This is a genomic window from Plantibacter sp. H53, assembly GCF_001650455.1.
Taxonomy (GTDB): Bacteria; Actinomycetota; Actinomycetes; order Actinomycetales; family Microbacteriaceae; genus Plantibacter; species Plantibacter flavus_A.
The window spans coordinates 73,674-95,810 of record NZ_LWCT01000005.1; the positions used below are offsets into that span (position 1 = coordinate 73,674).

Sequence of the window (22,137 nt, forward strand, 5' to 3'; positions counted from 1 at the left end):
AGGTTACAGTTCATTAACTGAAAAAGTCCACCCCGAGGAGATCCGATGACCGGTCGTGACACACCGTCCCCGAACCCACCGCACCTCGGGCGCTCGGAGGCGAAAGCGGCACGTCGCTCGGCCCTCCTGCGGTCAGCGGCCGGACTGTTCGCCGAGCGCGGCTTCGCCGGGGTGTCGATGGAGGACCTCGGAACGGCCGTCGGCATGAGCGGGCCCGCCGTCTACCGTCACTTCCCGAGCAAGCAGGCCGTCCTCGCAGCACTCCTCGTCGGCGTCAGTCAGGATCTGCTGGACGGCGGGACCCGCGAGGTCGAGCAGGCTCCGGACAGCGATCGGGCGCTGCGTTCGCTGGTCACCTTCCACGTGGCCTTCGCCCTCGACGACCCCGACGTGATCCGCATCCAGGACCACGACCTCGACAGCCTGGCACCGGACGACCGCCGCGCGGTCCGCACCCTCCAGCGGCGGTACGTCGAGCGGTGGGTGGACGTCCTCACGACGCTGCATCCCACGATCCCCACGGCGGAACTGCGGGTCCGCGCGCTCGCGGGTTTCGGACTGATCAACTCCACGTCCCACAGCACCTCCCGCGGCAGGAACGAGGCCGGGACACCCGACCGCGAGGCGGTGCGCTCGACGCTCGAGCGGATGGCACTGGCCGCCCTGCTCGCCGTGTGAGGATGCGGGACGGGTTCAGTCGACGAGCACGGACAGGACGTTCCCCGCTGGATCGGTGAACCAGGCGATGTCCGGGCCGTTCCCGCGCATGATCCCCTTCGCGTCCGTCGGCAGGACGTCGTCGGGGTAGAGCTTCGTCACCACACCGCGCGCCTGCAGCTCGTCGACCGCCGTGTCGATGTCGTCGACCACGAGGTTCAGCACCGTGAACGAGGCCGGCGTGTGGTCCGGCTTGCCGTAGACGAGCACCGACCCGCCGGCGGGCAGCGCCACGTCCAGGAATCCCATGGCGTTGTCGGTGACCGTGAGACCGAGGACGTCCCGGTAGAACGTCCTCGCCGCGTCGATGTCGTCGACCGAGAACCCGCTGAAGACATCCGTGTACGTGACCATGAGCCGCTCCCTCGCTGATTCCCGATGCGTACACGATGCACGATGCCACGTCGCGGTCGTCGCGTCCAGGCCCGAACGGCCGCCGGGGCGGGTGAGCGCGAGGGCCTGGACTCGACGATCACACCATCGTCAGGACCATCGCCGGATCGGACAGCATCGTCCCGAGGTCGACGAGGAACCGGGACCCCTGCTCCCCGTCGATGAGTCGATGGTCGAACGACAGCGACAGCGTCACGACGTGTCGCAGCGCGACCTGCCCCTCGAACTCCCACGGCCGGCGACGGACGGCACCGAGCGCGATGATCGCCGCCTCACCGGGATTGAGGATGGGCGTCCCCGCGTCGACGCCGAAGACGCCGACGTTGGAGATCGTGATCGTCCCCCCTCGCAGTTCCGCCGGAGCGGTGCGTCCCTCGCGGGCCGTGCGGACGAGGTCCGACACAGCGTCCGCGAGTTCGAACAGGCTGAGCTCCTCCGCCCGAGCGATGTTCGGGACGAGGAGTCCCCGCGGCGTCGCTGCGGCGATCCCGAGTCCGACATGGCCGTACTCGACGATCTCCCCGGCAGCCTCGTCCCAGCTCGCGTTGACCGCCGGGGTGCGTCTCACGGCGATGCACACCGCCTTGGCGAGGACGGTCAGGATGTTGACCCGGTGGTCCCCGGTCCGAGGCGAGCGGGCGAGTGCATCGAGCAGCGACATCGTCGGCGTCACGTCGACCGTCAAGAACTCCGTCACGTGGGGAGCCGTGAACGCGCTGCTCACCATCGCCTCGGCGGTGCGGCGCCTGACCCCCGTGATCGGCCGCCGCACCGACCCGTCGGCCGCCGTGGCCGGCGTCGCTGGGGTCCCGGCCGGTGCCGCTCCCGCTCCGCGAGCACGCTCCGGCAGCTGCCCACTCGGGCCGGTCGCAGCGCGCTCGACCTCCTCACGCGCGATCCGACCACCGACGCCGGTGCCGACGAGCGTTCCGAGGTCGACACCCAGATCGCGGGCGAGTCGCCGGACCGGTGGTGTCGCGCGAGGCCGGGAACGCTCCGGCACCGGTACGGTGTGCACCGGGGCAGGTGTGTCATCGTCGACGGACCGCGCACGGCGCCGTGGCCGTTCACCGCTCGCCGTGCGAGGGCCGTAGCCGACGAGGACCGGCTCGCGGTCCGCCGCCCCACTCGGGAGGTCGACCTCCGCCCTGTCGGCCTCGGGGACCGACGGGGGCGGAGCGGTCTCACCATCGGGCGCGAAATCGACGAGCGCCTCGCCGACGAGGACCGTCGTCCCCGGTTCGACGTGGAGCCTCGTGACCACGCCGGCGGTCGGCGCGGGCAGTTCGACGAGCGCCTTCGCGGTCTCGACCTCGGCGATCACCTGGTTGAGCTCGACGTGGTCGCCGACGGCGACGCGCCAGGACACGAGTTCGCTCTCGGTCAGACCTTCACCGAGATCGGGTAGGGAGAACCGCTTCATCGCCGTCCCTCCCCACCGGTCACAGGCCGGGCCTCGGCCCTGCCCGCGGCCGAGGCGGAGGACCGACGCCCCAGTGCGCTATCCACCCCGTCCAGGATCCGGTCGAGGTCCGGCAGGAAATGGTCCTCGAGCGCCGACGCGGGATAGGGCGTGTCGAACCCCGTCACCCGCACCGGAGCCTCTTCGAGGAGGTCGAAGCAGCGTTCGGTGATCGAGGCCGCCAACTCGGCGCCGATGCCGCCGGAACGCTGCGCCTCGTGCGTGATGACGAGTCGCCCGGTCTTCTCGACCGAGGCGGCGACCGCGTCGACGTCGAGAGGTGCGAGGGATCGGAGATCGATCACCTCCAGGTCGACCCCCTCGTCGGCCGCAGCCTCCGCAGCCTCGAGCGCCGTCTGGACGAGCGGACCGTAGGCGACCAACGTCGCGTCCGTGCCGGCGCGAACGGTCCGCGCGCGGGTGAACGCGAGCGGATCGGCGGGCAGGTCGTCGAGGACCTCGCCCTTCGTCCAGTACCGCCGCTTCGGTTCGAAGAACAGCACCGGGTCGTCGCACGCGATCGCCTGACGGATCATCGTGTGCGCGTCCTGGGGGTCGGAGCACGTCACCACGCGCAGTCCCGCCGTGTGCGCGAAGTACGCCTCCGGAGACTCGGAGTGGTGCTCGACGGCGCCGATGCCCCCGCCGTACGGCACGCGGATGGTGACCGGCATCCGCACGGCACCCTTCGTCCGGTAGTGCAGCTTTGCCAACTGCGCGACGATCTGGTCGAAGCCCGGATAGATGAACCCGTCGAACTGGATCTCACACACCGGGCGGAAGCCTCGGAACGCCAGACCGATCGCCGCTCCGATGATCGCGGACTCCGCCAGCGGCATGTCGACGACGCGATCGGCACCGAACTCCGCCTGCAGACCGTCGGTCACCCTGAACACCCCGCCGAGTCGGCCGATGTCCTCGCCGAGCAACAGGACCCGGTCGTCATCGGCGAGGGCGTGGTGCAGTCCGGCGTTGATCGCCTTGCTGAGGGTGAGCGTGGTCATCGGGCACCACCGTCGAACATCGCGAGGTACGAGCGGTACTCCTCGCGTTGCCGTTCGAGCCCGGGGTGGGCGGTGGCGTAGACCTCGTCGAAGAGCGAGAGCGGGTCAGGGGCAGGCAAGGCGAGGCACCCCGCACGGACCCGGGCGGCCGCGGCGTCGGCGACGGACGCGACGTGGGCTCGGGCCGTCTCGTCGAGGGCCCCCTCGGACTCCAGCAGACGCTCGAGCCGGGCGATCGGATCCTTCGCACGCCACGACGCGACCTCGCTCTCGTCCCGGTACCGCGTCGGATCGTCCGAGGTGGTGTGCGGCCCCATGCGGTAGGTGACGGCCTCGATGAAGGTCGGCCCACCACCGGACCGTGCGCGGTCGACGGCGATCCGCATCGCCGCCGTCACGGCGAGCACGTCGTTGCCGTCGACCCGCATGCTCGGCACCCCGAAGCCCGGTGCCCGGTCCGCGATCGGGCGCTGAGCCTGCAGCCCGACGGGCTCGGAGATCGCGTACTGGTTGTTCTGGCAGAAGAAGACCACGGGCGCCTGGAAGCTCGCGGCCAGCACCAGCGCCTCGTTCACGTCGCCCTGACTCGTCGCGCCGTCGCCGAAGTAGGCCACGGCCACCGCGTCGGACTCGTCGCGCTGACAGCCCATCGCGTAGCCCGTCGCATGGAGCGTCTGGGCACCGATGATGACCGCCGGCGTCGCCATGCCGACCGCGAACGGGTCCCAGCCCGACAGCGCGGTCCCCCGCCACATCGCCATCAGCTGGTCGAGTTCGACGCCACGGCAGTACGCGACGGCCTGTTCGCGGTAGCTCGTGAAGACGAAGTCCCCGCGCCGCAGGACCCGCGCCGACCCCACCTGGGCGGCCTCCTGCCCGAGCGACGGCGGCCACAGACCGATCTCGCCCTGCCGTTGCAAGGCGGTCGCCTCCGTGTCGATGCGTCGCGTGACGACCATGTCCTCGTAGAGCGCGAGCAACTCGGCGTGACCGAGGTCGGCGACGAAGAGGTCGTACAGGGCGTCCTCCTGGCGGACGCCGTCCGGATCGAGGAGCTGGACGCACCCGTGGTCGACCGGGACCGGTTCGCGTGCATCACCGCCCCGCTCGTCGGAATCCTGCGGGAATTGGGTGTGAGTCTCCATCGACACGATGCACGCCGCCTTGAGTTCGGTGACCTCACGGCGGTGCCTCGTGAGCGATGCCGTGCCCTCGCGTCGTCGCGAGGTGGTCCGAGGCTACGCCGGATCACCCTGGCGCTCAACCGTCGACACTCCGCGCAACGGCGAACGCCCGCCCCGCGGAAGCGGGACGGGCGTTCGGGTGCAGCCTGCGGCTTAGCCTTCGGCCGGGGCCTGCTCTGGAGTCCCCTCCCGAGCAAACGACCGTTCGACCGAGATCTAGCCTTCGGCCGGGGCCTCAGGGCCCTCGCTGGCAGCGTCGCTGCCGTGCGTGTCGGCCTCATCGGCGACGACCGGAGCGAGCGAGAGCTTGCCGCGGTCGTCGATCTTCGTGATCTCGACGAGGATCTTCTGGCCGACGCCGAGCACGTCTTCGACGTTCTCCACACGCTTGCCACCGGCGAGCTTGCGGACCTCGGAGATGTGCAGCAGGCCGTCCTTGCCCGGGAGCAACGAGACGAACGCGCCGAACGCGGCGATCTTGACGACGGTTCCGAGGAACTGCTCGCCGACCTCCGGGTTGGTGGGGTTCGCGATCGCGTTGACCTGGGCACGAGCGGCCTCGGCCGACGGGCCGTCGACGGCGCCGATGTAGACGGTGCCGTCCTCCTCGATGGAGATGTCGGCGCCGGTCTCGTCCTGGATCGAGTTGATCGTCTTGCCCTTCGGGCCGATCAGCTCGCCGATCTTGTCGACGGGGATCTGGACGCTGATGACGCGAGGCGCGGTCGGCGCCATCTCGTCGGGAGCGTCGATCGCCGCGTTCAGCACGGAGAGGATCGTCGTGCGGGCGTCCTTGGCCTGCTGGAGCGCACCGGTCAGGACCGAGGTCGGGATGCCGTCGAGCTTCGTGTCGAGCTGGATTGCCGTGACGAACTCGGAGGTACCGGCGACCTTGAAGTCCATGTCGCCCAGGGCGTCTTCGGCGCCGAGGATGTCGGTGAGCGCCGCGTAGCGGGTCTCACCGTCGACGACGTCGGAGATGAGGCCCATGGCGATACCGGCTACGGGTGCGCGGAGCGGCACACCGGCGTTCAGCAGCGACAGGGTCGAGGCGCAGACGGAACCCATCGAGGTCGAACCGTTGGACCCGAGGGCCTCGGAGACCTGACGGATCGCGTAGGGGAACTCCTCGCGGCTCGGCAGCACCGGCACGAGGGCGCGCTCGGCGAGGAAGCCGTGCCCGATCTCGCGACGCTTCGGCGAACCGACCCGGCCGGTCTCACCGGTCGAGTAGGGCGGGAAGTTGTAGTGGTGCAGGTAGCGCTTCTTCGTGACGGGCGACAGCGAGTCGATCTGCTGCTCCATCTTGAGCATGTTCAGCGTGGTGACACCCAGGATCTGGGTCTCGCCGCGCTGGAAGATCGCGGAACCGTGGACGCGCGGGATGACCTGCACCTCGGCGTCGAGCGGACGGATGTCGGTCAGGCCACGGCCGTCGATGCGGATGCCCTCGCGGAGGACACGGCCGCGCATGACGACCTTCGAGACGGACTTGTACGCTGCCGAGAACTGCGTGAGCACCTCGGCGTCGAGCGAACCGGCCTCGACGCGCTCGGTGACCTCCGCCTTGACGCGGTCCTTGAGGGCGTCGTCGGCGTTCTGGCGCTCGATCTTGTCGGCGATCTGGTAGACGTTCACCAGTTCGTCGTGCGCGAGACCGGCGACGGTGTCGTAGCTCTCCTGCGTGTACGGGAGGAACACGGGGTAGGCCGCGATCTCCTTGGCCGCCTGAGCGGCGAGTTCGCTCTGCGCCTTGACGAGCTGCTTGAGGAACGGCTTGGAGGCCTCGAGACCGGCCGCGACGACCGCCTCGTCGGGCTTCGTTGCGCCGCCCTTGATGAGGTTCCAGCTGTTCTCGGTGGCCTCGGCCTCGACCATCATGATCGCGACGTCTTCGTTGCCGTTGGCGTCGGTCACGATGCGACCGGCGACGATGATGTCGAAGACGGCCTCCTCGAGCTGGTCGACCTTCGGGAAGGCGACCCACTGGTCGGCCTCGCCGGCCTGGCCGGGGATCAGCGCGAGACGGACGGCGCCGATCGGACCGGAGAACGGCAGACCCGAGATCTGGGTGGACATCGACGCCGCGTTGATCGCGAGGGCGTCGTAGAACTCACCCGGAGCGATCGAGAGGACGGTGATGACGATCTGGACCTCGTTGCGGAGGCCGGTGACGAACGACGGGCGCAGCGGCCGGTCGATGAGGCGGCAGACGAGGATCGCCTCGGTCGAGGGGCGACCCTCACGACGGAAGAACGAACCGGGGATCTTGCCGGCGGCGTAGGAGCGCTCCTCGACGTCCACCGTGAGGGGGAAGAAGTCGAAGTTGTCCTTCGGGTGCTTTCCCGCCGAGGTGGCCGAGAGGAGCATGGTCTCCTCGTCGAGGTACGCGGCGATCGCGCCCTGTGCCTGCTGCGCGAGGCGGCCTGCTTCGAACCGGACCGTGCGCTTGCCGAACTTGCCGTTGTCGAGAACGGCCTCGGCGAACTTGATTTCTGGACCTTCCACAGGTCTCTCCTTCGTACGTGTGCGCTCCCGTCGAGTGACGGGCCGCGCGTCCCGAATGGACGCGCCGTCGAGCGCGGTCGTGCATGATGCAGCGCGCAACACAGCCGCAGTACTTGCTCAAGCCGCCCGGTCTTCCGGGACTTGGCTGGCCACCAGTAGAACACCACCCGCGGATCGCGAGGGATACACCACCGAGGACCAGCTTCCTGTCGGCTGGCTGTGCGCGGAGCGGACCATCACGGTCCGCCGTCGGCCAGCCTAGCAGAGGGGGGTTCGGCGATCCCCGGAACGACACGGATCCTCAGGTGATGGGCGGGGTGCCGGGAGCGGCCGGAGACGCCGCGCGGCGGCGATCGCGCCCCCAGGACACGAGCAAGAGGAGCATCGCGACAGCCGCTCCGAGGAGGGTGTCGAGCACCCGCTCCCCCACGATCGCGAGCACCGGCTGCTTCGACGAGGGCGTGCTGATGATGAGCACGAGCGGCGTGATGAAGACGAGCGCCAACGCGTAGTGCCGGATGACGACGAGCTCGATCGTGAACTGCAGGGCGGCCAGCACGAGGGCGAGGACGTAGCCGTGCGGCTGGAGCGAGGCCACGGCGAGGAAGATCCCGGCGCCGACGACCGTCCCGAGTACGCGGTGCACGCCGCGTGTCGCGCTCAGGGTGCGCGAGTGCCCGACGCTGAGGATCGCGACGGCGGACCCGGCGATCCAGTACCCGTGACCGAGGCCGAGGACCGCTCCGAGGACCGTGCTGATCGCGAGCGCGACGGTGAGGCGTGTCGCGATCCGGCGGTCGGTCGCGCTCAGCCGGTACTCGGGGAACAGCACGCGCATCGGCGTCGGCTTCCCCGCGCCGCGGCGGACCGCCGGCACGAGCAACGGCGCGACGACCACCAGGAAGGCGACGGCGGAACCGGCCGCCACGAGCAGGATGACCAGTCCGCCGTCGAGCCCGGCGCCGCCGATCGGGACGGGCGCGGTCAGATGGCCGGCGATGCCGAACACGAGGATGAAGAACAGCGCGCCCGGAGGGCCGAGGACGATGCCCTGCACCAGCCAGATCACCACCGACCCGACGACGATGAGACCGGCCGCGGTCAGCGGCCGAGAACCCGACATCGCGACACCCAGCGCCGCGGCCGTGACGAGCCCTGCTCCGATGAGCGGCAGCACCCGCAGACGGTCCCGGCGGCTGAGCGGCGCGCAGTAGAGCGCGGTGAACGCCCCGAGGCCGGTGAGCAGGCCGAGCGGCGTGAGTCCGAAGAACGTCGCGACCGCGACCGGCACGGCCATCGCTATCGCGGCAGTGAGGGCGGCCGGCCAGCGCTTGGGCGATGGCGCGAAGCTGATCAGCGAGGTCTTCAGACCGCGTTCAGCCATCCGGTCCTCCGCTCTCGTGCAACCATCCAACGCTACGCCATCCTGAGCCCGGTGCCCGGGCCCCGTCGTCGCGTGGGCCACCCCGGGCTACGCTGGTGCGGACCCCAGGAGGTGACGTTGACGCATCCCGCGCCGGCAGCCGCTCGCCCGAAGCAGCGCGTCCCGTTCTGGGACAACGCCCGTTTCGCGTGCATCACGCTCGTGGTCATGGGCCACGCGATCCAGCGCCTGACCTCCGAGTCCGACCCCGCGCTCGTCGTGTACCTGTTCCTCTACGCCTTCCACATGCCGGCGTTCGCGATCATCAGCGGGTACTTCTCGAAGTCGGCCCCTCCCGGACGACGACAGATGCGTCGGGTGATCACGGACATCCTCCTGCCCTACCTGATCATGGAGGGGATCTGGTCCCTCGTGCAGTTCCTCGTCGAGGGCAAACGCGCGTTCAACCCGACCCAACCGTCGTGGACCCTCTGGTTCCTCCTCGCGCTCGGCATCTTCCGCCTCGTCCTGCCCTATCTCGCGCTCCTGCGCTGGCCACTGCTCTGGAGCGTGGTGATCTCGATCGGCGTCGGCTACCTCGACAACGTCGACAGCACGTTCTCGCTCTCGCGCGCACTCGGGATCCTCCCGTTCTTCGTGCTCGGATGGCAGATCAACCGGTGGCGGCTCGTGGACCGCTGGCGTCTCGTCCGCACGAGGGCCTGGTGGATCCGGATCGCCGCCGCCGCCGTCCTCATCGCGTGGGCGGTCGTCCTCGTCGTCGGGATCGACCTGTGGCGACGCATCGACCTGCGCTACTGGTTCTTCTACGACCGGGGGTACACGGCGCTCGGCAACGAGGACGGGACGGGCGGCCTGGTGCGACTCGCGGCGATCCTGCTGGCCGTCGTCCTCACCGCGGCGTTCTTCGTGCTCGTCCCCCGCGGCCAGTCCTGGATCACCCGGTACGGCCAGTCGACGATGTACGTCTACCTGCTGCACTCCTTCGTGCTCTACCCCCTGCGAGAATCGGGCGTCCTCACCGACACGGGCAACCCGGACCTCGTGCTCGTCGGCCTGCTGGTGCTGTCGGTCCTGATCGTCATCGTGCTCTCCAGCGGACCCGTGCGCCGCATCACGAGACCGCTCATCGAACCCCACGCGGCGTTCATCTTCAGTCGCAAGCGGGCCTTCGACCCGGAGCCCCCGCGAAGCGACCCGACCGGATCCCGCCGCGACGTCACGAGGTGACGAGGACGACCTTACCGCGGACGTGACCGTCGATGAGGTGGCGGTAGGCGTCGACGACCCGCTCGATGGGCCACACGCTGTCGATCGGGAGGACGATCTCACCCCGCGCGATCGACTCGCCGAGCGCGGCCAGCTCGTCGAGCGTCGCGTCCTGTCCGCCGACGCCGCGGAACCCGTGCTCGGCGGCGAACGGTCGGTCCGCGATCGTGTTGACCCGCTCCGGCGCGACGCCGAGATCGCGCGCCAGCTCGAGGGTCGGCCGGCCGTGCGTGTCGATGACGGCGGTGATCCCGCCGGGGGCCGCCTCGAGGACACGCTCGCGCAGGCCGTCGCCGTACTGGACGGGGATGATGCCGAGACCGCGGAGGAACTCCTGGTTGGCCGCACCGGCGGTGCCGAGCACGACCGCGCCCGTCCGCCTGGCGAGCTGCGCCGCGAGCACGCCGACCCCGCCGGCCGCAGCACTCACGAGCACCGTGTCCGACTGCTGGACGCCGACGGCGGCCACCGATGCGATCGCCGCGCGTCCCGCGATGTCGAGGGCGCCGGCCTGCTCGATGGTGAGCCCGTCCGGCACGTGGTGGAGGATGCCGGCCGGAGCGATGAGGAAGTCCGCCTGCGCGTGGAACCGGTGTCCGCCGTACACGTGGTCGCCCGTCGTGAATCCCTGGACACCGCTCCCCACGCCGTCCACCACCCCGGCGAAGTCGTTGCCGTTCCCGCTCGGCACGTCCCGTCCGAAGGAGGCGAGCGCTTCGGGTGATGACGCGAGCTTGTGGTCGACGGGGTTGAGCCCTGCGACGAGGACACGGACTCGGACCTCGTCGTGGCCGGGCACCGGGATGTCGCCCTCGACGAGGTGGAACACCTCGGGGCCACCGAACCGGTCGAACCGCACGAACCTCGCCATGATGCCTCCTCCGCCGGCTTCCGCCGACCTCCATGCTCACACGCTTCCCGGGCGAGGACCACCCTGGCCGCAGCGGACGTCACGCGCCGTTCACCCGGCCGAGCGAGAATCACGGGCATGGCATGGGTCGATGAGCTGCAGACGGCGATCACGGCGTGGTTGCTCGAGATCGCCGCGTCGGGCTGGGTGTTCCCTGCGCTGTACCTGCTGACGGTCGCCGACGCCTTCCTGGTCGTCCTGCCGAGCGAGACCGCGGTGACGGCGCTCGGAGCGATCTCGGCGTCGAGCGGCTCGCCGGACCTCGCCCTCCTCATCGGCGTGGCCTGGGCGGGCGCCGTGACCGGCGACGTGTCCTGCTACCTCCTCGGTCGGCGGATCGGGACCACACGGTTCGCCTGGATGCGGCGCCCGCGGGTCACGGCCGCGATCGGACGTGCGGGCGTCGCGCTCGAGCACCGCGCCGCTGCAGCCATCCTCACCGCGCGCTACATCCCGTTCGCACGCATCGCGGTCAACCTCGTCGCCGGTGCGAGTGGCCTCCGACCACGTCGGTACCTCCCGATCACCGTCCTCGCAGGGCTCGCCTGGGCACTGTGGAACGTGGGCGTCGGAGCCGTCGTCGGCCGGTTCCTCCCGGATCAGCCGGTACTCGCGACCGCCGTGTCGATCGTCGTCGCGGTCGGCCTGGGCGTGGCCGTCGACCGGATCAGCGCCGCCCTGTCCGCACGACGGCGACGGACACGGGCCTCACTCGACGAGCTCGCCCCGCGCCTTCTTGCCGACGATGGAGTGCCGGCGGCTGTACGCGAAGTAGATGATGAAGCCGAGCGCCAGCCAGACGAGGAACCGCACCCAGGTGAGCGTCGTCAGGTTGAGCATGAGCCAGACGCAGAGCACCGCTGAGAGGATCGGGAGGAACGGCGACCACGGGACGCGGAACGCGCGCGGCAGCTTGGGGTACTTCTTCCGCAGCACGATCACGGCGATGCTGACGAGCACGAACGCGGAGAGCGTGCCGATGTTGATCATCTCCTCGAGGATGCCCACGTCGGTCAGGCCGGCGATCAGTGCGACGAGCGCGCCGACGATGAGCTGCACCCGCACAGGTGTCTTGCGCTTCTCGGAGGTGACACTGAGTGAGCGCGGGAGCAGGCCGTCGCGGCTCATGGCGAAGACCACGCGGGCGAGGCCGAGCAGGAGCACCATGATGACGGTCGTCAGGCCGGCGAGGATGCCGATCGAGATCACCTGCGCGGCCCAGTCCGCGCCGACCGCGATGAACGCCGTCGCGAGCGAGGGGTCCTCAGCCTCGGCGAGGGTCGTGTACGGCACCATGCCGGTGAGGACGAGGCTCACGCCGACGTAGAGGACGGTCACGATGGCGAGGCCACCGAAGATGCCGCGCGGCAGGTTGCGCTGCGGGTTCTCGACCTCCTCCGCGCTCGTGGCGACGACGTCGAACCCGATGAAGGCGAAGAAGACGAGTGAGGCACCGGCGAGCAGACCGAAGACGCCGTACTGCGCGGGCGCGGCCCCCGTCATGAAGGAGAACAGCGACTGCGACCAGGCGTCGGACGCCCCACCCTTCGTCGGGACCTCGTCGGGGATGAACGGCGTGTAGTTCGCCGCCTTGACGAAGAAGGCGCCGACGACGATGACGAAGATGACGATCGCGACCTTGATGATCGTGAAGACACTCGCGACACGCGAGGACAGCTTCGTCCCGAGGACGAGCAGGGTGGTGAAGATCGCGACGATGACGAACGCGCCCCAGCTGACCTTGAGCCCGAAGACGTCGAGCTCGCTCGGCACGTCCCAGCCCCAGAGCAGGAAGACGTTGCTGAGGTAGATGCCCCAGTACTTGGCGATGACGGCGGCCGCCGTGAGCATCTCCAGGATGAGGTCCCATCCGATGATCCACGCGAGGAGCTCACCGAGGGTGGCGTAGGTGAAGGTGTAGGCGGAGCCGGCGACGGGCACCGTGGAGGCGAACTCCGCGTAGCACATGATGGCGAGGGCACAGGTGACGGCCGCGAGGATGAAGGCGAGCGACACGGACGGGCCCGCGTAGTTGCCCGCGGCCTTGGCTCCGACGGAGAAGATGCCCGCGCCGACCGCGACCGCGACACCCATGATCATGAGGTCCCAGGTGCCGAGCGTGCGCTTCAGGCTGCGCCCTTCGACGCTGGAATCCGCGAGGGAGTCCTCGATGCTCTTCGTCCGCCAGATGCTCATGGTGCTCCTTGCCGTGGTGCGGTACTTCGTGGCCTCGCGCGAAGCCGACTCTCGACCTTGCCAGATGCGGGCCCCCTGGTCGAGTCACGGACGAGTTTTTCTGCAGCTGTGGGGTTCCCGGTGGAACACGAACGGGCCGTCATCCGAATGGATGACGGCCCGTCACGAAGAAGCTCGCGGTGTCAGCGCCCTTCGACAGGCTCAGGGACCGTGGGTCCGGTGAGTCGCCGGAGGGTTCAGAGCTGCTTGCCTAGCGGCGGAGTCCGAGGCGCTCGATCAGCGAGCGGTAGCGCTCGATGTCGACGGCCTGGAGGTAGCCGAGGAGGCGGCGACGCTGTCCGACCAGGAGCAGCAGACCACGACGCGAGTGGTGGTCGTGCTTGTGCTCCTTGAGGTGCTCGGTGAGGTCCTTGATGCGGCGGGTCATGACCGCCACCTGGACCTCGGGGGATCCGGTGTCACCTGGGTGGGTTGCGTACTCTTCGATGATCGCCTTCTTACGGTCTCCTTCAAGCGCCATAGTGGTGATCCCCTCTCTGTTCGTTGCGCGGTGCCCGTCGCCTGATGCGTGGGCTCTCTTGATCCGCGGCCGTTCGACGGCAACCTTGTGATTCTAGCAGGTTCAGAGCGAAGGAGGTTCGCGGTGCGTCGAGCGCCGCTTCGCGTTCGCCCGCTCCTCCGCCTCGGTGGCTGCGACCCGGCGCCGACGACGCAGCACGAGGATGAGGGCGAGCGCGATGAGGTCCAGAACCAGGAAGGCGAGGAGTAGCCAGACCCAGAGCGGAGGTCCGGCACCGGCGCTCGGCGCAGGCTCGGCCGCGGCCTCCGCCGCCTCGGCCGTCGTCGTGGAATCGTAGACGAGCCGGACCGGGTCGCCGAGCGTGGCCCCGCCGTCGGCGTTCGTCGACACGAGGGCGAGGGTGATGTCGTACTCCCCCGCGTCCGCTCCGCGAAGCCACTGGGTCATGTTGATCCTGGTGGACCATCCGCCGTCGCTGCCGATCTCGATCGGCTGCCCGTCGAAGCGGAACTCGGTCGCCCCCGTCCCGCCGGTGGACTGCAGGTCGCACGAGGCGTCGTCTGCCGTCGAGCTGCTGAAGCAGGCCTTCGCCGAGTCGTAGAGGTCGATCGAGCGCCAGTAGGACAGCACGACGTCGGCACCCGCGTCGGCGGTGCCGGTGACGTCGAATCCGCTCACCTGCTCGCCGTCCAGGGTGTAGTCGACGCGGTAGACGGTGTCGCCGTCGGTCGGGCTCTCGATCGTGCCGGTGCCGGCGGCCGACGCGGGAGCGGATGCGGCGAGCGGCAGGACGACGGATCCGGCGCCGAGCGACACCGCCACCACGGCGAGCGCCGCGGCACGAGCGGCACGCTGCAGCAGCGGACCGAGTCGACGCGCTCCGGGGATCACCTGGCCACCACTCCCTCCGGCGACGCCGGACGGCGACGCACGCCACCAGTATCCCAAAGTCCGGGGCGCCGAGCCTGGGAACGACGGAGGCGGGGACCGCACCCGGCGGTCCCCGCCCACATCGGGGCGGTCGGGCGGAGTCGTCCGATCAGGCCCCGAGACCACCGAGCAGCTCGGAGAACGGGCGGTCGAGCTCGAACGGGTCCTCCAGGCGCCCGGAACGGTCCGAGGCCGCCACAAGGGCACTCAACTCACCGGCCGCACGGTCGATCCGCGCCGGCAGTGCGCCGACCTGCGCGTCGCCCGTCCCCCAGTCCTCGGAGGCCGCGAACACGGCGGTCGGCACGGTCACCGTCCGCAGGTAGGCGAACAGGGGACGCACGGCGTATTCGAGGGCGAGCGAGTGTCTGGCCGACCCACCCGTCGCACCGAGGAAGATGGGCACGCCGGTCAGAGCGGTCGGCTCCACCACGTCGAAGAACGACTTGAACAAGCCGGAGTAGCTGGAGGAGAAGATCGGCGTCACGGCGATGACGCCGTCTGCGCCGGTCATGGCTTCGATCGCCTCGGACAACCGTGGACTGGGGAACCCGGTCAGCAGGTTGTTCGTGATGTCCTGAGCCAGGTCGCGCAGCTCGATCGACGTCGTCTCGACGTCATAGCCGTCCTGCTCGAGGTGAGCCACGGTGGCGTCGCGGAGGCGGTCGGCGAGGAGGCGCGTCGACGACGGCTGGCTGAGGCCGGCCGACACGACGGCGAGCGTGCGCTTCGCGGTCATCGGGTCGCCCCGACCGCCGCCGCGCCGAACGCCGAACCGGATGCGACCCGGCTCGTCTCGACCGCACCGGAGCGCGAAGCGAGTTCCGCCTCAGCGGCTGCGACCATCGACGCGTGCGTCGGCGCCTCCGGGACGTCGGCCGGACGGTCCTTCGCGAACTCCTTGCGCAGCACCGGCACGACCTCGCCGCCGAGGATCTCGAGCTGGTCGAGCACCGTCGCGAGCGGGAGCCCGGCGTGATCCATGAGGAACAGCTGACGCTGGTAGTCGCCGAAGTGTTCGCGCATCCCGGCGTACCGGTCGATGACCTGCTGCGGGCTGCCGACGGTGAGCGGCGTCTGCTCGGTGAAGTCCTCGAGCGTCGGCCCGTGACCGTAGACCGGGGCGTTGTCGAAGTACGGCCGGAACTGGGCGACGGCGTCCTGCGAGTTCTTCGCCATGAACGCCTGACCGCCGAGTCCGACGATCGCCTGCGCGGCCGTGCCGTGTCCGTAGTGCTCGAACCGCTGACGGTACAGCTGGATGAGGCGCATGTAGTGCTCCTTCGGCCAGAAGATGTTGTTCGCGAAGAAGCCGTCGCCGTAGTAGGCCGCCTGCTCGGCGATCTCGGGGCTCCGGATGGAGCCGTGCCACACGAAGGGCGGCACGCCGTCGAGCGGTCGCGGTGTGGACTGGAAGCCCTGCAGCGGGGTGCGGAACTGGCCCTGCCAGTCGACGTAGTCCTCTCGCCACAGGCGGTGGAGCAACGCGTAGTTCTCGATGGCGAGGTTAATGCCCTCGCGGATGTCCTTGCCGAACCAGGGGTAGACGGGCCCCGTGTTGCCACGGCCCATGATGAGGTCGACCCGGCCGCCGGCCAGGTGCTGCAGCATGGCGTAGTCCTCGGCGATCTTCACCGGGTCGTTCGTGGTGATGAGCGTCGTGCTCGTCGAGAGGATGAGGTCCGTGGTCTTCGCAGCGATGTAGCCGAGCATGGTCGTGGGACTCGACGGGACGAAGGGCGGGTTGTGGTGCTCGCCGGTCGCGAAGACGTCGAGACCGACCTCCTCCGCCTTCACGGCGATCGCGACCATCGCCTCGATGCGCTCGTGCTCGGTGGGCGTGATCCCGGTGGTCGGGTCGGTGGTGACATCCCCCACCGTGAAGATTCCGAATTGCATCGTGCGCTCCCACTCGTTCTTTCATGCATTTGCATGGATATCAAGGACAACGGCGTTCATACCCGCGCTATTCCCGGCCCGTTCGGCATCCTGTCCACAGCGCGCCGCGCGAGCCGGACGCCGTGTCGGCGGGCTATGGCAGGATCACCGCATGAACGGCTCACCGAACCCTTCGTCCAGCACGCCGACACCCGCCTCTCGACACGTGTGCGGCATCGTCCCGCCCTGGTTGCTCGAGCGCATCGCCGGACTCGACGCTCCGCAGCTCGCTCGCGCCGCCAGTGCCGCGCGGTACTCGCTGCTCGCCACGCGACCATACCGCTTCCCCGAGCCCGGGTCGGAGCGGGCCGCCGATCCCGTACGCGGCGCGACGGCCGGCAAGCGTCCGGTCGGCACCCCGGAGCGCAGCATCCACGACGCCGAGGGGACCGAGACCCTCCCGGGCACGCTCGTCCGCTCGGAAGGCGAGCCCGCCACCGCCGACACTGCGGTCTCCGCCGCCTACGACGGCCTCGGCGACACCCACGCCCTCTTCGCCGAAGCCTTCGCACGCGACTCCATCGACGGCCGCGGGCTGCCCCTGCTCGCCACGGTGCACTACGGCGACGACTACGACAACGCGTTCTGGAACGGCGAGCAGATGGTCTTCGGCGATGGCGACGGGGAGGTCTTCCGCAGCTTCACAAGCTCCCTCAGCGTCATCGGCCACGAGCTGGCCCACGGGGTGACGCAGTACACGGCGAACCTCGTCTACGAGGGGCAGCCCGGAGCGCTCAACGAACACGTGTCCGATGTCTTCGGCGCCCTCGTCGAACAACACGCGCGCGGCGAGGACGCGGCATCGGCGTCCTGGCTCATCGGCGAAGGCCTCTTCACGGACGAGGTCGAGGGCAACGCTCTGCGTTCCATGCTCGCCCCGGGCACGGCCTACGACGACGACGTCCTCGGCAAGGACCCGCAGCCGGCGCACTTCGACGACTACATCGAGACGACCGACGACAACGGAGGCGTCCACCTCAACTCCGGCATCCCCAACCGGGCGTTCGCGACGCTCGCCGTCGCCCTCGGCGGCAATGCCTGGGAGCGCGCGGGGCTCATCTGGTACGACGCCCTCGTCGGCGGTCTGTCGGAGCGCGCCGACTTCGCGACCTTCGCCGCGGCGACGATCGCGGCGGCCTCCGCCAGGTTCGGTGTGGACTCGGAGGAGCACATCGCGGTCGGGCAGGCGTGGGCACTCGTCGGTATCGAGCCGTCCGCCTGAGCGTCGTGGCAGCGCCCGGGCTCGCGGAGTAGCATCGCGGCATGAAGGTCACGGTGACGAGGAGCGGCGGTGTAGCCGGTCTCACCCGACGGTGGGAGGTCGTCGTCGACGAGCAGCCCGACGTCGACCGATGGATTGTCCTGCTCGACCGCCTCCCGTGGGACGACACCCCACAAGGACCACCGGTCCCGGATCGGTACGTCTACCGCATCCGATGCGCCCCCAAGGAGGCCACCCTCGGCGAGCAGCAGCTCACCGGTCCCTGGCAGGAACTCGTCGAACGGGTGCGCGCCGTCCAGCCACCACGGGACTGACGATTCCTCGCCGGTCGCATGATCCCGACGGCGTCAGTGCTGCGGGAAGCGCTCCGCCAGCAGTTCGATCGTCCGCTCACGCGCGGGCGCCGAGTTCGACGGCGTGCCCTCCCGTGCCGACCCGACGGGTGACACCATGACCTCGTCGACACCGAAGCGGTCGGCGAGACCCTGCAGCTCCGCCGCAGCCTGGTCGGCGTCGCCGATGATCCAGGCAGCGCGCATCTGCTCGACGAAGCCGAGCTCGAGATCGCTCTGCTCGGTGGCGGCAGCCTCTTCGACGGTCGCGATGGGTCCGAGCGGCTTGCCGGAGCGCAGTCTCGCCATCTGCTGCAGGTTGGGGAGCGCCAACGCTTCAGCCTCGGCGGCCGTGTCGGCGACCACGGCGTTCGCGGTCAGGAAGGTGCGCGGCGCGTCGAGATGTGCGGACGGCTGGAAACTGGACCGGTAGAGCTCGAGGGCCCGCGCCGTCCCCTGGCCGGAGAAGTGGTGCGCGAAGACGTAGGGCAGTCCGAGTGCCGCGGCGAGCGCCGCCGAGTAGTCGCTCGATCCGAGCAACCACACGTCCGGCACGCTGCCGGCCTTCGGCGTTCCCCGCAGGGCGTACTCCTCGCCGGAGGTCATCCGCACGCTCGCGCCGTCGACCCCGAGGAGGGCGACGATGTCCTGCACGTTGTTCGGGAACCGGTCGACGTCGCTCGTGTTGCCGGACTGGCGGAGCACGGCGGAGATGACCGGGTCGCTGCCCGGTGCCCGGCCGAGGCCGAGATCGATGCGGCCGGGCGCGGAGGCCTCGAGGAGCGCGAACTGCTCGGCGACGACGAGCGGAGCGTGGTTCGGGAGCATCACGCCGCCGGAGCCGACCCGGATCCGCTGCGTGGCGGCGGCCAGGATGCCGATGACGACCGCGGGGTTCGTCGATGCGACGGACGGCATGTTGTGGTGCTCGGCCACCCAATACCGGTGGTACCCCAGCTCGTCGGCGCGCTTCGCCAGGGCGATCGTCGCTGCAAGGGCAGCCGCGGTGTCCTGGTCGGTGCGGACGGGGATGAGATCCAGTATCGAGAGTCGCATGGTCACCTTTCGTCGCGCTGCCGAACGGCGACAGACGCATCAGGGTGCAGCGCTCGGACGGCGCGACATATTCCGCCTCGGCCACCGCAGTGGATTCCCAGGGCGATCCAAGCCGGATGCCACACCTGACGCGTACGCTGGACGCCCGCGACCGTAAAGGAGCACAGCATGGGATTCCTCGATCGACTGCTCGGACGCCCTGAGTCCGATGGACCTGTCCAGGCGACGGGTGGTGGGAGCCCCGCCCCGACCAGTGCGCGGACGGAGGACGAGATCGCCGTCGAACGGTACCGCTACCTCCTGCGGACCGCGCCGCCGGAGACCATCGAACAGGTCCACGAAGAGGCCTTCACGAAGCTCACCCCCGAGCAGCGAGGCATCTTGTACCGACAGCTGTCGGAGGGCGCTCCGACCGGTGAGGCACCGGCCGACGACTCCCCCAAGGCCCTCGCGCGTTCGGCCACCCGGGCCGAAGTGCGGCAGCCCGGGACCCTCGAGCGGAACCTCGGTCCGCAGGGCGGCGGGATGGGCTTCGGGGGGATGCTGGCCAGCTCGATGCTCGGCACCATCGCCGGGGTCGTGGTCGGTTCGGCCATCGCGCAGGCGTTCATTCCGGACACCGTCGGAACCGATGCAGCAGCCGATGCCGGCGCCGATCAGGGTGGTGCCGAGGCCGGGGCAGGAGACGGCGGGACGACCGACGCCTCCGCAGCCGACACGTCCGCCGACGGCGGTGGCTGGGGTGACGGTGGATTCGGGGACTTCGGAGGCGGCGGCGACTTCGGTGGCGGCGGCGACTTCGGGTTCTGAGCCCTGCCGACGCCCGGTCGCGGCACCATGCGTCCGTCAGCGCCGCTGACCACCCGCGGTTCGCGCCGGAGCGGCCGTCCGGAGCTCCACGGCCCGCTGGGCGAGCAACTCGATGACCGCTTCGATCCGTGCATCCCGGTGCGCGTCGTCGGCTCGCTCCACCCACGTCGCGAGTTCCCGCTGTGCGCTGTTCGGCAGGCCGCGGAAGAACGACAATCGACCGGCGTCGTCGATCGCCTCCTCGAGGTCCGGCCGCAGCCGCACCACCGTGCCGGTCGCCGAGAGCGGCGCGGCTCCCACATCAGCGTGTCTGCCCATGCGGCAACGGTAGTGGGTCGGGCGGCAGCCGTCGAGCAGCTCGGTCCTGACCGATCTCGGCCGGCCCCTGAGCCTTCAGGCGATCAGGCGAGTTCCCACGAGGCGACGCCACCGCCGACGACGACGAACACCGGGTGCGGCTGCGGTCGCCAGACCTTCGCCCACCGGGACGCGACGTCCGGGCTGCGTCCGAGCAGGTGCCGCCGCAGGTTGCCCCATTCGTAGTCGAGCTGACCGTCGGTCACGACGAGGGGGTCCCGGAGGACGCCGGAGGCGACGACCCGCGCGCGGTCGAAGACGATGTCGCGCTCCTGCGCCTCGTCGGCGACACCGTTGAGATAGGCCGCGATCGCCTCCAACGGTTCGTCGGCCTCAAGGAAGCGCTGGAGCTGCGGGTGTGCACGGAGGCTCGATCCTGGCTCCTGCAGGACCCGCTGGGCGATCAGCCCTTCACGCCAGGACGACGTCAGCGCCTGGGCGTCGAAGTACCGGGGATGGATCGACCAGAGACGCATGTCTCCATCCTGCCCGAGGGCGCTGACAACCGACTCCGGGCAGCCCCTGCCCCTCGCCGGAGCGCATGACCCTCGCCGTGGAGCCCTGCCGCGACGCGCGTAGGCTGAGGTGCATGTCTGAGCGCGCCACATCCCGTCGCCCGATGCCCCGGTGAGCGCTGCACCCGGATCCGGCCGTCGCGGGCTCCTCGTCGATCTGAGTCCGCTCCGGGAGAGTCCCGCCTTCGCCCGCCTGTGGATCGGCGGGGCGATCACCGGGATCGGCGGCCAGATGACCATCGTCGCCGTCGGCCTCCAGGTCTACGACCTCACCGCGTCGACGTTCGCCGTCTCGCTCGTGGGCGTCATCGCCCTCATCCCGATGATCTGCTTCGGGCTCTACGGCGGCATGCTCGCAGACGCGTTCGACCGACGCACGGTCGCCCTGACGGCCGCCGTGGTCACGTGGGTGTCCACGGCGATCATCGCGGTGCTCGCCTGGAGCGGCTCTGAGGTGGTCTGGCCGCTGTACCTCCTCACGACGATCAACGCCGTGTCGACGACCATCGTCGGGACGACGCGGCAGGCGATCCTCCCCCGGCTGCTGCCGGCCCGCCTCCTACCGTCCGCCGCGGCGTTGTCCGGCATCGCCGCGGGGGTCATGGTGACGGTCGGACCAGCACTCGCAGGCGTCCTCGTGGCCGGCGTCGGATTCCGCTGGACCTACACGATCGACGTCGTGCTGTTCGTCGCCGCCTTCCTCGGAATCGCGTCGCTGCCGAAGATCCTGCCCGAAGGCGGCGTCAGTCGACTTCCGGGCCTCGCGAGCCTGGTCGACGGCTGGACCTTCCTCCGGACGGCCCCCAACGTCCGGATGACCTTCATCGTCGACATCGTCGCGATGACGTTCGGCAACCCGCGGGTGCTCTACCCTGCCGTCGGCACCCTGTTGCTCGGCGGCGGGGCGATCACCGTCGGGGTCCTGACCGCGGCCGGCGCGGTCGGCACCCTGCTGTCGAGCCTCGTCTCCGGACGACTCGGCCGGATCGACCGTCAGGGCCGCGCCATCGAGCGGGCCATCATCGTCTACGGGCTCGCCATCGCCTCCTTCGGCGCGGTCCTCGCGTGGGTCACGTGCTCCGGAACGGCGACGCACGATGCCGCCGACGCGAACCTGCCCGCCATCGTGATCGCGGCGATCGCACTCGCCGTCGCCGGAGCAGCCGACAACATCAGCTCGATCTTCCGGATGACGATCCTCCAGGCGGCCGTGCCCGATGCCGTCCGAGGCCGGTTGCAGGGCGTCTTCACCGTCGTCGTGACCGGCGGACCCCGCGTCGGCGACCTCTACATCGGTCTCGCGGCTTCGGCCTTCGCGCTCTGGGTACCGGCGCTCGCCGGCGGACTCCTGGTCGTCGTGCTCGTCTGGACCCTCGTCCGCGTCCAGGGGGCCTTCCGCCGCTACGACGCGCGGACGCCGACCCCGTAGT

Annotated in this window: 21 protein-coding genes and 1 pseudogene; 7 read left to right on the forward strand and 15 right to left on the reverse strand. The window is 70.0% G+C overall.

Annotated elements, in window-relative coordinates; genetic code table 11:
- The first annotated feature begins 45 nt into the window (after positions 1 to 45).
- Positions 46 to 678: a TetR/AcrR family transcriptional regulator gene (locus A4X17_RS04445; protein ID WP_064294461.1), complete on the forward strand. Its 633-nt coding sequence runs from the start codon at positions 46 to 48 to the stop codon at positions 676 to 678.
- Positions 679 to 693: 15 nt separating this feature from the next.
- Here A4X17_RS04445 and A4X17_RS04450 read toward each other — a convergent pair whose 3' ends face one another.
- The 6 genes from A4X17_RS04450 to A4X17_RS04475 form a co-directional block, all read right to left on the reverse strand.
- The gene (locus A4X17_RS04450; protein ID WP_064294462.1) at positions 694 to 1,071 is read right to left on the reverse strand and encodes a VOC family protein; all 378 of its coding nucleotides are present in this window, start codon (positions 1,069 to 1,071) and stop codon (positions 694 to 696) included.
- Positions 1,072 to 1,189: 118 nt separating this feature from the next.
- A complete protein-coding gene (locus tag A4X17_RS04455; RefSeq protein ID WP_064294463.1) occupies positions 1,190 to 2,533 on the reverse strand; it encodes a dihydrolipoamide acetyltransferase family protein in 1,344 nt (447 codons plus the stop codon).
- Entirely contained in the window at positions 2,530 to 3,576 is a 1,047-nt protein-coding gene (locus tag A4X17_RS04460) for an alpha-ketoacid dehydrogenase subunit beta (RefSeq protein ID WP_064294464.1), read from the reverse strand. Before A4X17_RS04460 ends, A4X17_RS04455 begins: the two co-directional genes overlap by 4 nt.
- Positions 3,573 to 4,721 carry a pyruvate dehydrogenase (acetyl-transferring) E1 component subunit alpha gene (gene pdhA, locus A4X17_RS04465; protein ID WP_064294465.1) on the reverse strand — a complete coding sequence of 383 codons (1,149 nt, stop codon included), beginning with the start codon at positions 4,719 to 4,721 and terminating at the stop codon, positions 3,573 to 3,575. The genes A4X17_RS04460 and pdhA overlap by 4 nt, the downstream gene beginning before the upstream one ends.
- A gap of 255 nt (positions 4,722 to 4,976) precedes the next feature.
- Positions 4,977 to 7,268 (reverse strand): polyribonucleotide nucleotidyltransferase, encoded by a 2,292-nt coding sequence (locus tag A4X17_RS04470; RefSeq protein WP_064294466.1) that lies wholly within the window; start codon positions 7,266 to 7,268, stop codon positions 4,977 to 4,979.
- 301 nt (positions 7,269 to 7,569) lie between these two features.
- The gene (locus A4X17_RS04475; protein WP_064294467.1) at positions 7,570 to 8,652 is read right to left on the reverse strand and encodes an FUSC family protein; all 1,083 of its coding nucleotides are present in this window, start codon (positions 8,650 to 8,652) and stop codon (positions 7,570 to 7,572) included.
- A 117-nt stretch (positions 8,653 to 8,769) separates the two neighbouring features.
- Between A4X17_RS04475 and A4X17_RS04480 the strand changes: the two genes are divergently transcribed.
- The gene (locus A4X17_RS04480) at positions 8,770 to 9,882 is read left to right on the forward strand and encodes an acyltransferase family protein (protein WP_064294521.1); all 1,113 of its coding nucleotides are present in this window, start codon (positions 8,770 to 8,772) and stop codon (positions 9,880 to 9,882) included.
- Here A4X17_RS04480 and A4X17_RS04485 read toward each other — a convergent pair.
- Complete coding sequence (locus A4X17_RS04485) at positions 9,872 to 10,792, reverse strand: NADP-dependent oxidoreductase (RefSeq protein ID WP_064294468.1); 921 nt, start codon at positions 10,790 to 10,792, stop codon at positions 9,872 to 9,874. The genes A4X17_RS04480 and A4X17_RS04485 overlap by 11 nt on opposite strands.
- Before the next feature lie 117 nt (positions 10,793 to 10,909).
- On the opposite strand from A4X17_RS04485, the pseudogene A4X17_RS18845 reads away from it, so the two are divergent.
- A pseudogene (locus tag A4X17_RS18845) lies at positions 10,910 to 11,395 on the forward strand (DedA family protein); the annotation flags it as partial.
- Between the two features lie 144 nt (positions 11,396 to 11,539).
- Here the strand turns inward: A4X17_RS18845 and A4X17_RS04490 are convergent.
- From A4X17_RS04490 to A4X17_RS04510, 5 genes are all read right to left on the reverse strand, one after another.
- Positions 11,540 to 13,027: an amino acid permease gene (locus tag A4X17_RS04490; RefSeq protein ID WP_064294469.1), complete on the reverse strand. Its 1,488-nt coding sequence runs from the start codon at positions 13,025 to 13,027 to the stop codon at positions 11,540 to 11,542.
- Positions 13,028 to 13,277: 250 nt separating this feature from the next.
- Positions 13,278 to 13,547, reverse strand: coding sequence for a 30S ribosomal protein S15 (rpsO, locus tag A4X17_RS04495; protein WP_056012204.1), 270 nt, complete (start codon positions 13,545 to 13,547; stop codon positions 13,278 to 13,280).
- A 102-nt stretch (positions 13,548 to 13,649) separates the two neighbouring features.
- Positions 13,650 to 14,495 (reverse strand): hypothetical protein, encoded by an 846-nt coding sequence (locus A4X17_RS04500; RefSeq protein WP_157583336.1) that lies wholly within the window; start codon positions 14,493 to 14,495, stop codon positions 13,650 to 13,652.
- A gap of 91 nt (positions 14,496 to 14,586) precedes the next feature.
- The gene (locus A4X17_RS04505; RefSeq protein WP_064294471.1) at positions 14,587 to 15,216 is read right to left on the reverse strand and encodes an FMN reductase; all 630 of its coding nucleotides are present in this window, start codon (positions 15,214 to 15,216) and stop codon (positions 14,587 to 14,589) included.
- Positions 15,213 to 16,376: an LLM class flavin-dependent oxidoreductase gene (locus tag A4X17_RS04510; protein ID WP_064294472.1), complete on the reverse strand. Its 1,164-nt coding sequence runs from the start codon at positions 16,374 to 16,376 to the stop codon at positions 15,213 to 15,215. The genes A4X17_RS04505 and A4X17_RS04510 overlap by 4 nt, the downstream gene beginning before the upstream one ends.
- Before the next feature lie 151 nt (positions 16,377 to 16,527).
- Between A4X17_RS04510 and A4X17_RS04515 the strand changes: the two genes are divergently transcribed.
- Together A4X17_RS04515 and A4X17_RS04520 are read left to right on the forward strand one after the other, a co-directional pair.
- Entirely contained in the window at positions 16,528 to 17,637 is a 1,110-nt protein-coding gene (locus A4X17_RS04515) for a M4 family metallopeptidase (protein ID WP_064294473.1), read from the forward strand.
- A 41-nt stretch (positions 17,638 to 17,678) separates the two neighbouring features.
- Positions 17,679 to 17,951, forward strand: coding sequence for a protealysin inhibitor emfourin (locus A4X17_RS04520; RefSeq protein WP_064294474.1), 273 nt, complete (start codon positions 17,679 to 17,681; stop codon positions 17,949 to 17,951).
- A 33-nt stretch (positions 17,952 to 17,984) separates the two neighbouring features.
- On the opposite strand, the gene A4X17_RS04525 is transcribed toward A4X17_RS04520, so the two are convergent.
- The gene (locus A4X17_RS04525) at positions 17,985 to 19,025 is read right to left on the reverse strand and encodes an LLM class flavin-dependent oxidoreductase (RefSeq protein ID WP_064294475.1); all 1,041 of its coding nucleotides are present in this window, start codon (positions 19,023 to 19,025) and stop codon (positions 17,985 to 17,987) included.
- 168 nt (positions 19,026 to 19,193) lie between these two features.
- Here A4X17_RS04525 and A4X17_RS04530 point away from each other — a divergent pair, with 168 nt between their 5' ends.
- Positions 19,194 to 19,835 (forward strand): hypothetical protein, encoded by a 642-nt coding sequence (locus tag A4X17_RS04530; RefSeq protein WP_064294476.1) that lies wholly within the window; start codon positions 19,194 to 19,196, stop codon positions 19,833 to 19,835.
- Between the two features lie 36 nt (positions 19,836 to 19,871).
- Here A4X17_RS04530 and A4X17_RS04535 read toward each other — a convergent pair whose 3' ends face one another.
- Both A4X17_RS04535 and A4X17_RS04540 read right to left on the reverse strand, forming a co-directional pair.
- Positions 19,872 to 20,153 (reverse strand): YdeI/OmpD-associated family protein, encoded by a 282-nt coding sequence (locus A4X17_RS04535; protein ID WP_082915908.1) that lies wholly within the window; start codon positions 20,151 to 20,153, stop codon positions 19,872 to 19,874.
- 83 nt (positions 20,154 to 20,236) lie between these two features.
- Positions 20,237 to 20,668, reverse strand: a complete 432-nt coding sequence (locus tag A4X17_RS04540; RefSeq protein WP_064294478.1) for a pyrimidine dimer DNA glycosylase/endonuclease V — start codon at positions 20,666 to 20,668, stop codon at positions 20,237 to 20,239.
- Positions 20,669 to 20,819: 151 nt separating this feature from the next.
- Here A4X17_RS04540 and A4X17_RS04545 point away from each other — a divergent pair, with 151 nt between their 5' ends.
- Positions 20,820 to 22,136 (forward strand): MFS transporter, encoded by a 1,317-nt coding sequence (locus tag A4X17_RS04545; protein ID WP_197479017.1) that lies wholly within the window; start codon positions 20,820 to 20,822, stop codon positions 22,134 to 22,136.
- The last annotated feature ends 1 nt before the right edge of the window (position 22,137 follow it).

What these genes read in the sequence shown, in the direction of transcription:
- A4X17_RS04445 (WP_064294461.1), top strand. Translation starts at nt 46, where the DNA reads ATGACCGGTCGTGACACACCGTCCCCGAACCCACCGCACCTCGGGCGC.
- A4X17_RS04450 (WP_064294462.1), bottom strand. Translation starts at nt 1,071, where the DNA reads ATGGTCACGTACACGGATGTCTTCAGCGGGTTCTCGGTCGACGACATC.
- A4X17_RS04455 (WP_064294463.1), bottom strand. Translation starts at nt 2,533, where the DNA reads ATGAAGCGGTTCTCCCTACCCGATCTCGGTGAAGGTCTGACCGAGAGC.
- A4X17_RS04460 (WP_064294464.1), bottom strand. Translation starts at nt 3,576, where the DNA reads ATGACCACGCTCACCCTCAGCAAGGCGATCAACGCCGGACTGCACCAC.
- pdhA (WP_064294465.1), bottom strand. Translation starts at nt 4,721, where the DNA reads ATGGAGACTCACACCCAATTCCCGCAGGATTCCGACGAGCGGGGCGGT.
- A4X17_RS04475 (WP_064294467.1), bottom strand. Translation starts at nt 8,652, where the DNA reads ATGGCTGAACGCGGTCTGAAGACCTCGCTGATCAGCTTCGCGCCATCG.
- A4X17_RS04485 (WP_064294468.1), bottom strand. Translation starts at nt 10,792, where the DNA reads ATGGCGAGGTTCGTGCGGTTCGACCGGTTCGGTGGCCCCGAGGTGTTC.
- A4X17_RS04490 (WP_064294469.1), bottom strand. Translation starts at nt 13,027, where the DNA reads ATGAGCATCTGGCGGACGAAGAGCATCGAGGACTCCCTCGCGGATTCC.
- rpsO (WP_056012204.1), bottom strand. Translation starts at nt 13,547, where the DNA reads ATGGCGCTTGAAGGAGACCGTAAGAAGGCGATCATCGAAGAGTACGCA.
- A4X17_RS04505 (WP_064294471.1), bottom strand. Translation starts at nt 15,216, where the DNA reads ATGACCGCGAAGCGCACGCTCGCCGTCGTGTCGGCCGGCCTCAGCCAG.
- A4X17_RS04510 (WP_064294472.1), bottom strand. Translation starts at nt 16,376, where the DNA reads ATGCAATTCGGAATCTTCACGGTGGGGGATGTCACCACCGACCCGACC.
- A4X17_RS04515 (WP_064294473.1), top strand. Translation starts at nt 16,528, where the DNA reads ATGAACGGCTCACCGAACCCTTCGTCCAGCACGCCGACACCCGCCTCT.
- A4X17_RS04520 (WP_064294474.1), top strand. Translation starts at nt 17,679, where the DNA reads ATGAAGGTCACGGTGACGAGGAGCGGCGGTGTAGCCGGTCTCACCCGA.
- A4X17_RS04525 (WP_064294475.1), bottom strand. Translation starts at nt 19,025, where the DNA reads ATGCGACTCTCGATACTGGATCTCATCCCCGTCCGCACCGACCAGGAC.
- A4X17_RS04530 (WP_064294476.1), top strand. Translation starts at nt 19,194, where the DNA reads ATGGGATTCCTCGATCGACTGCTCGGACGCCCTGAGTCCGATGGACCT.
- A4X17_RS04535 (WP_082915908.1), bottom strand. Translation starts at nt 20,153, where the DNA reads ATGGGCAGACACGCTGATGTGGGAGCCGCGCCGCTCTCGGCGACCGGC.
- A4X17_RS04540 (WP_064294478.1), bottom strand. Translation starts at nt 20,668, where the DNA reads ATGCGTCTCTGGTCGATCCATCCCCGGTACTTCGACGCCCAGGCGCTG.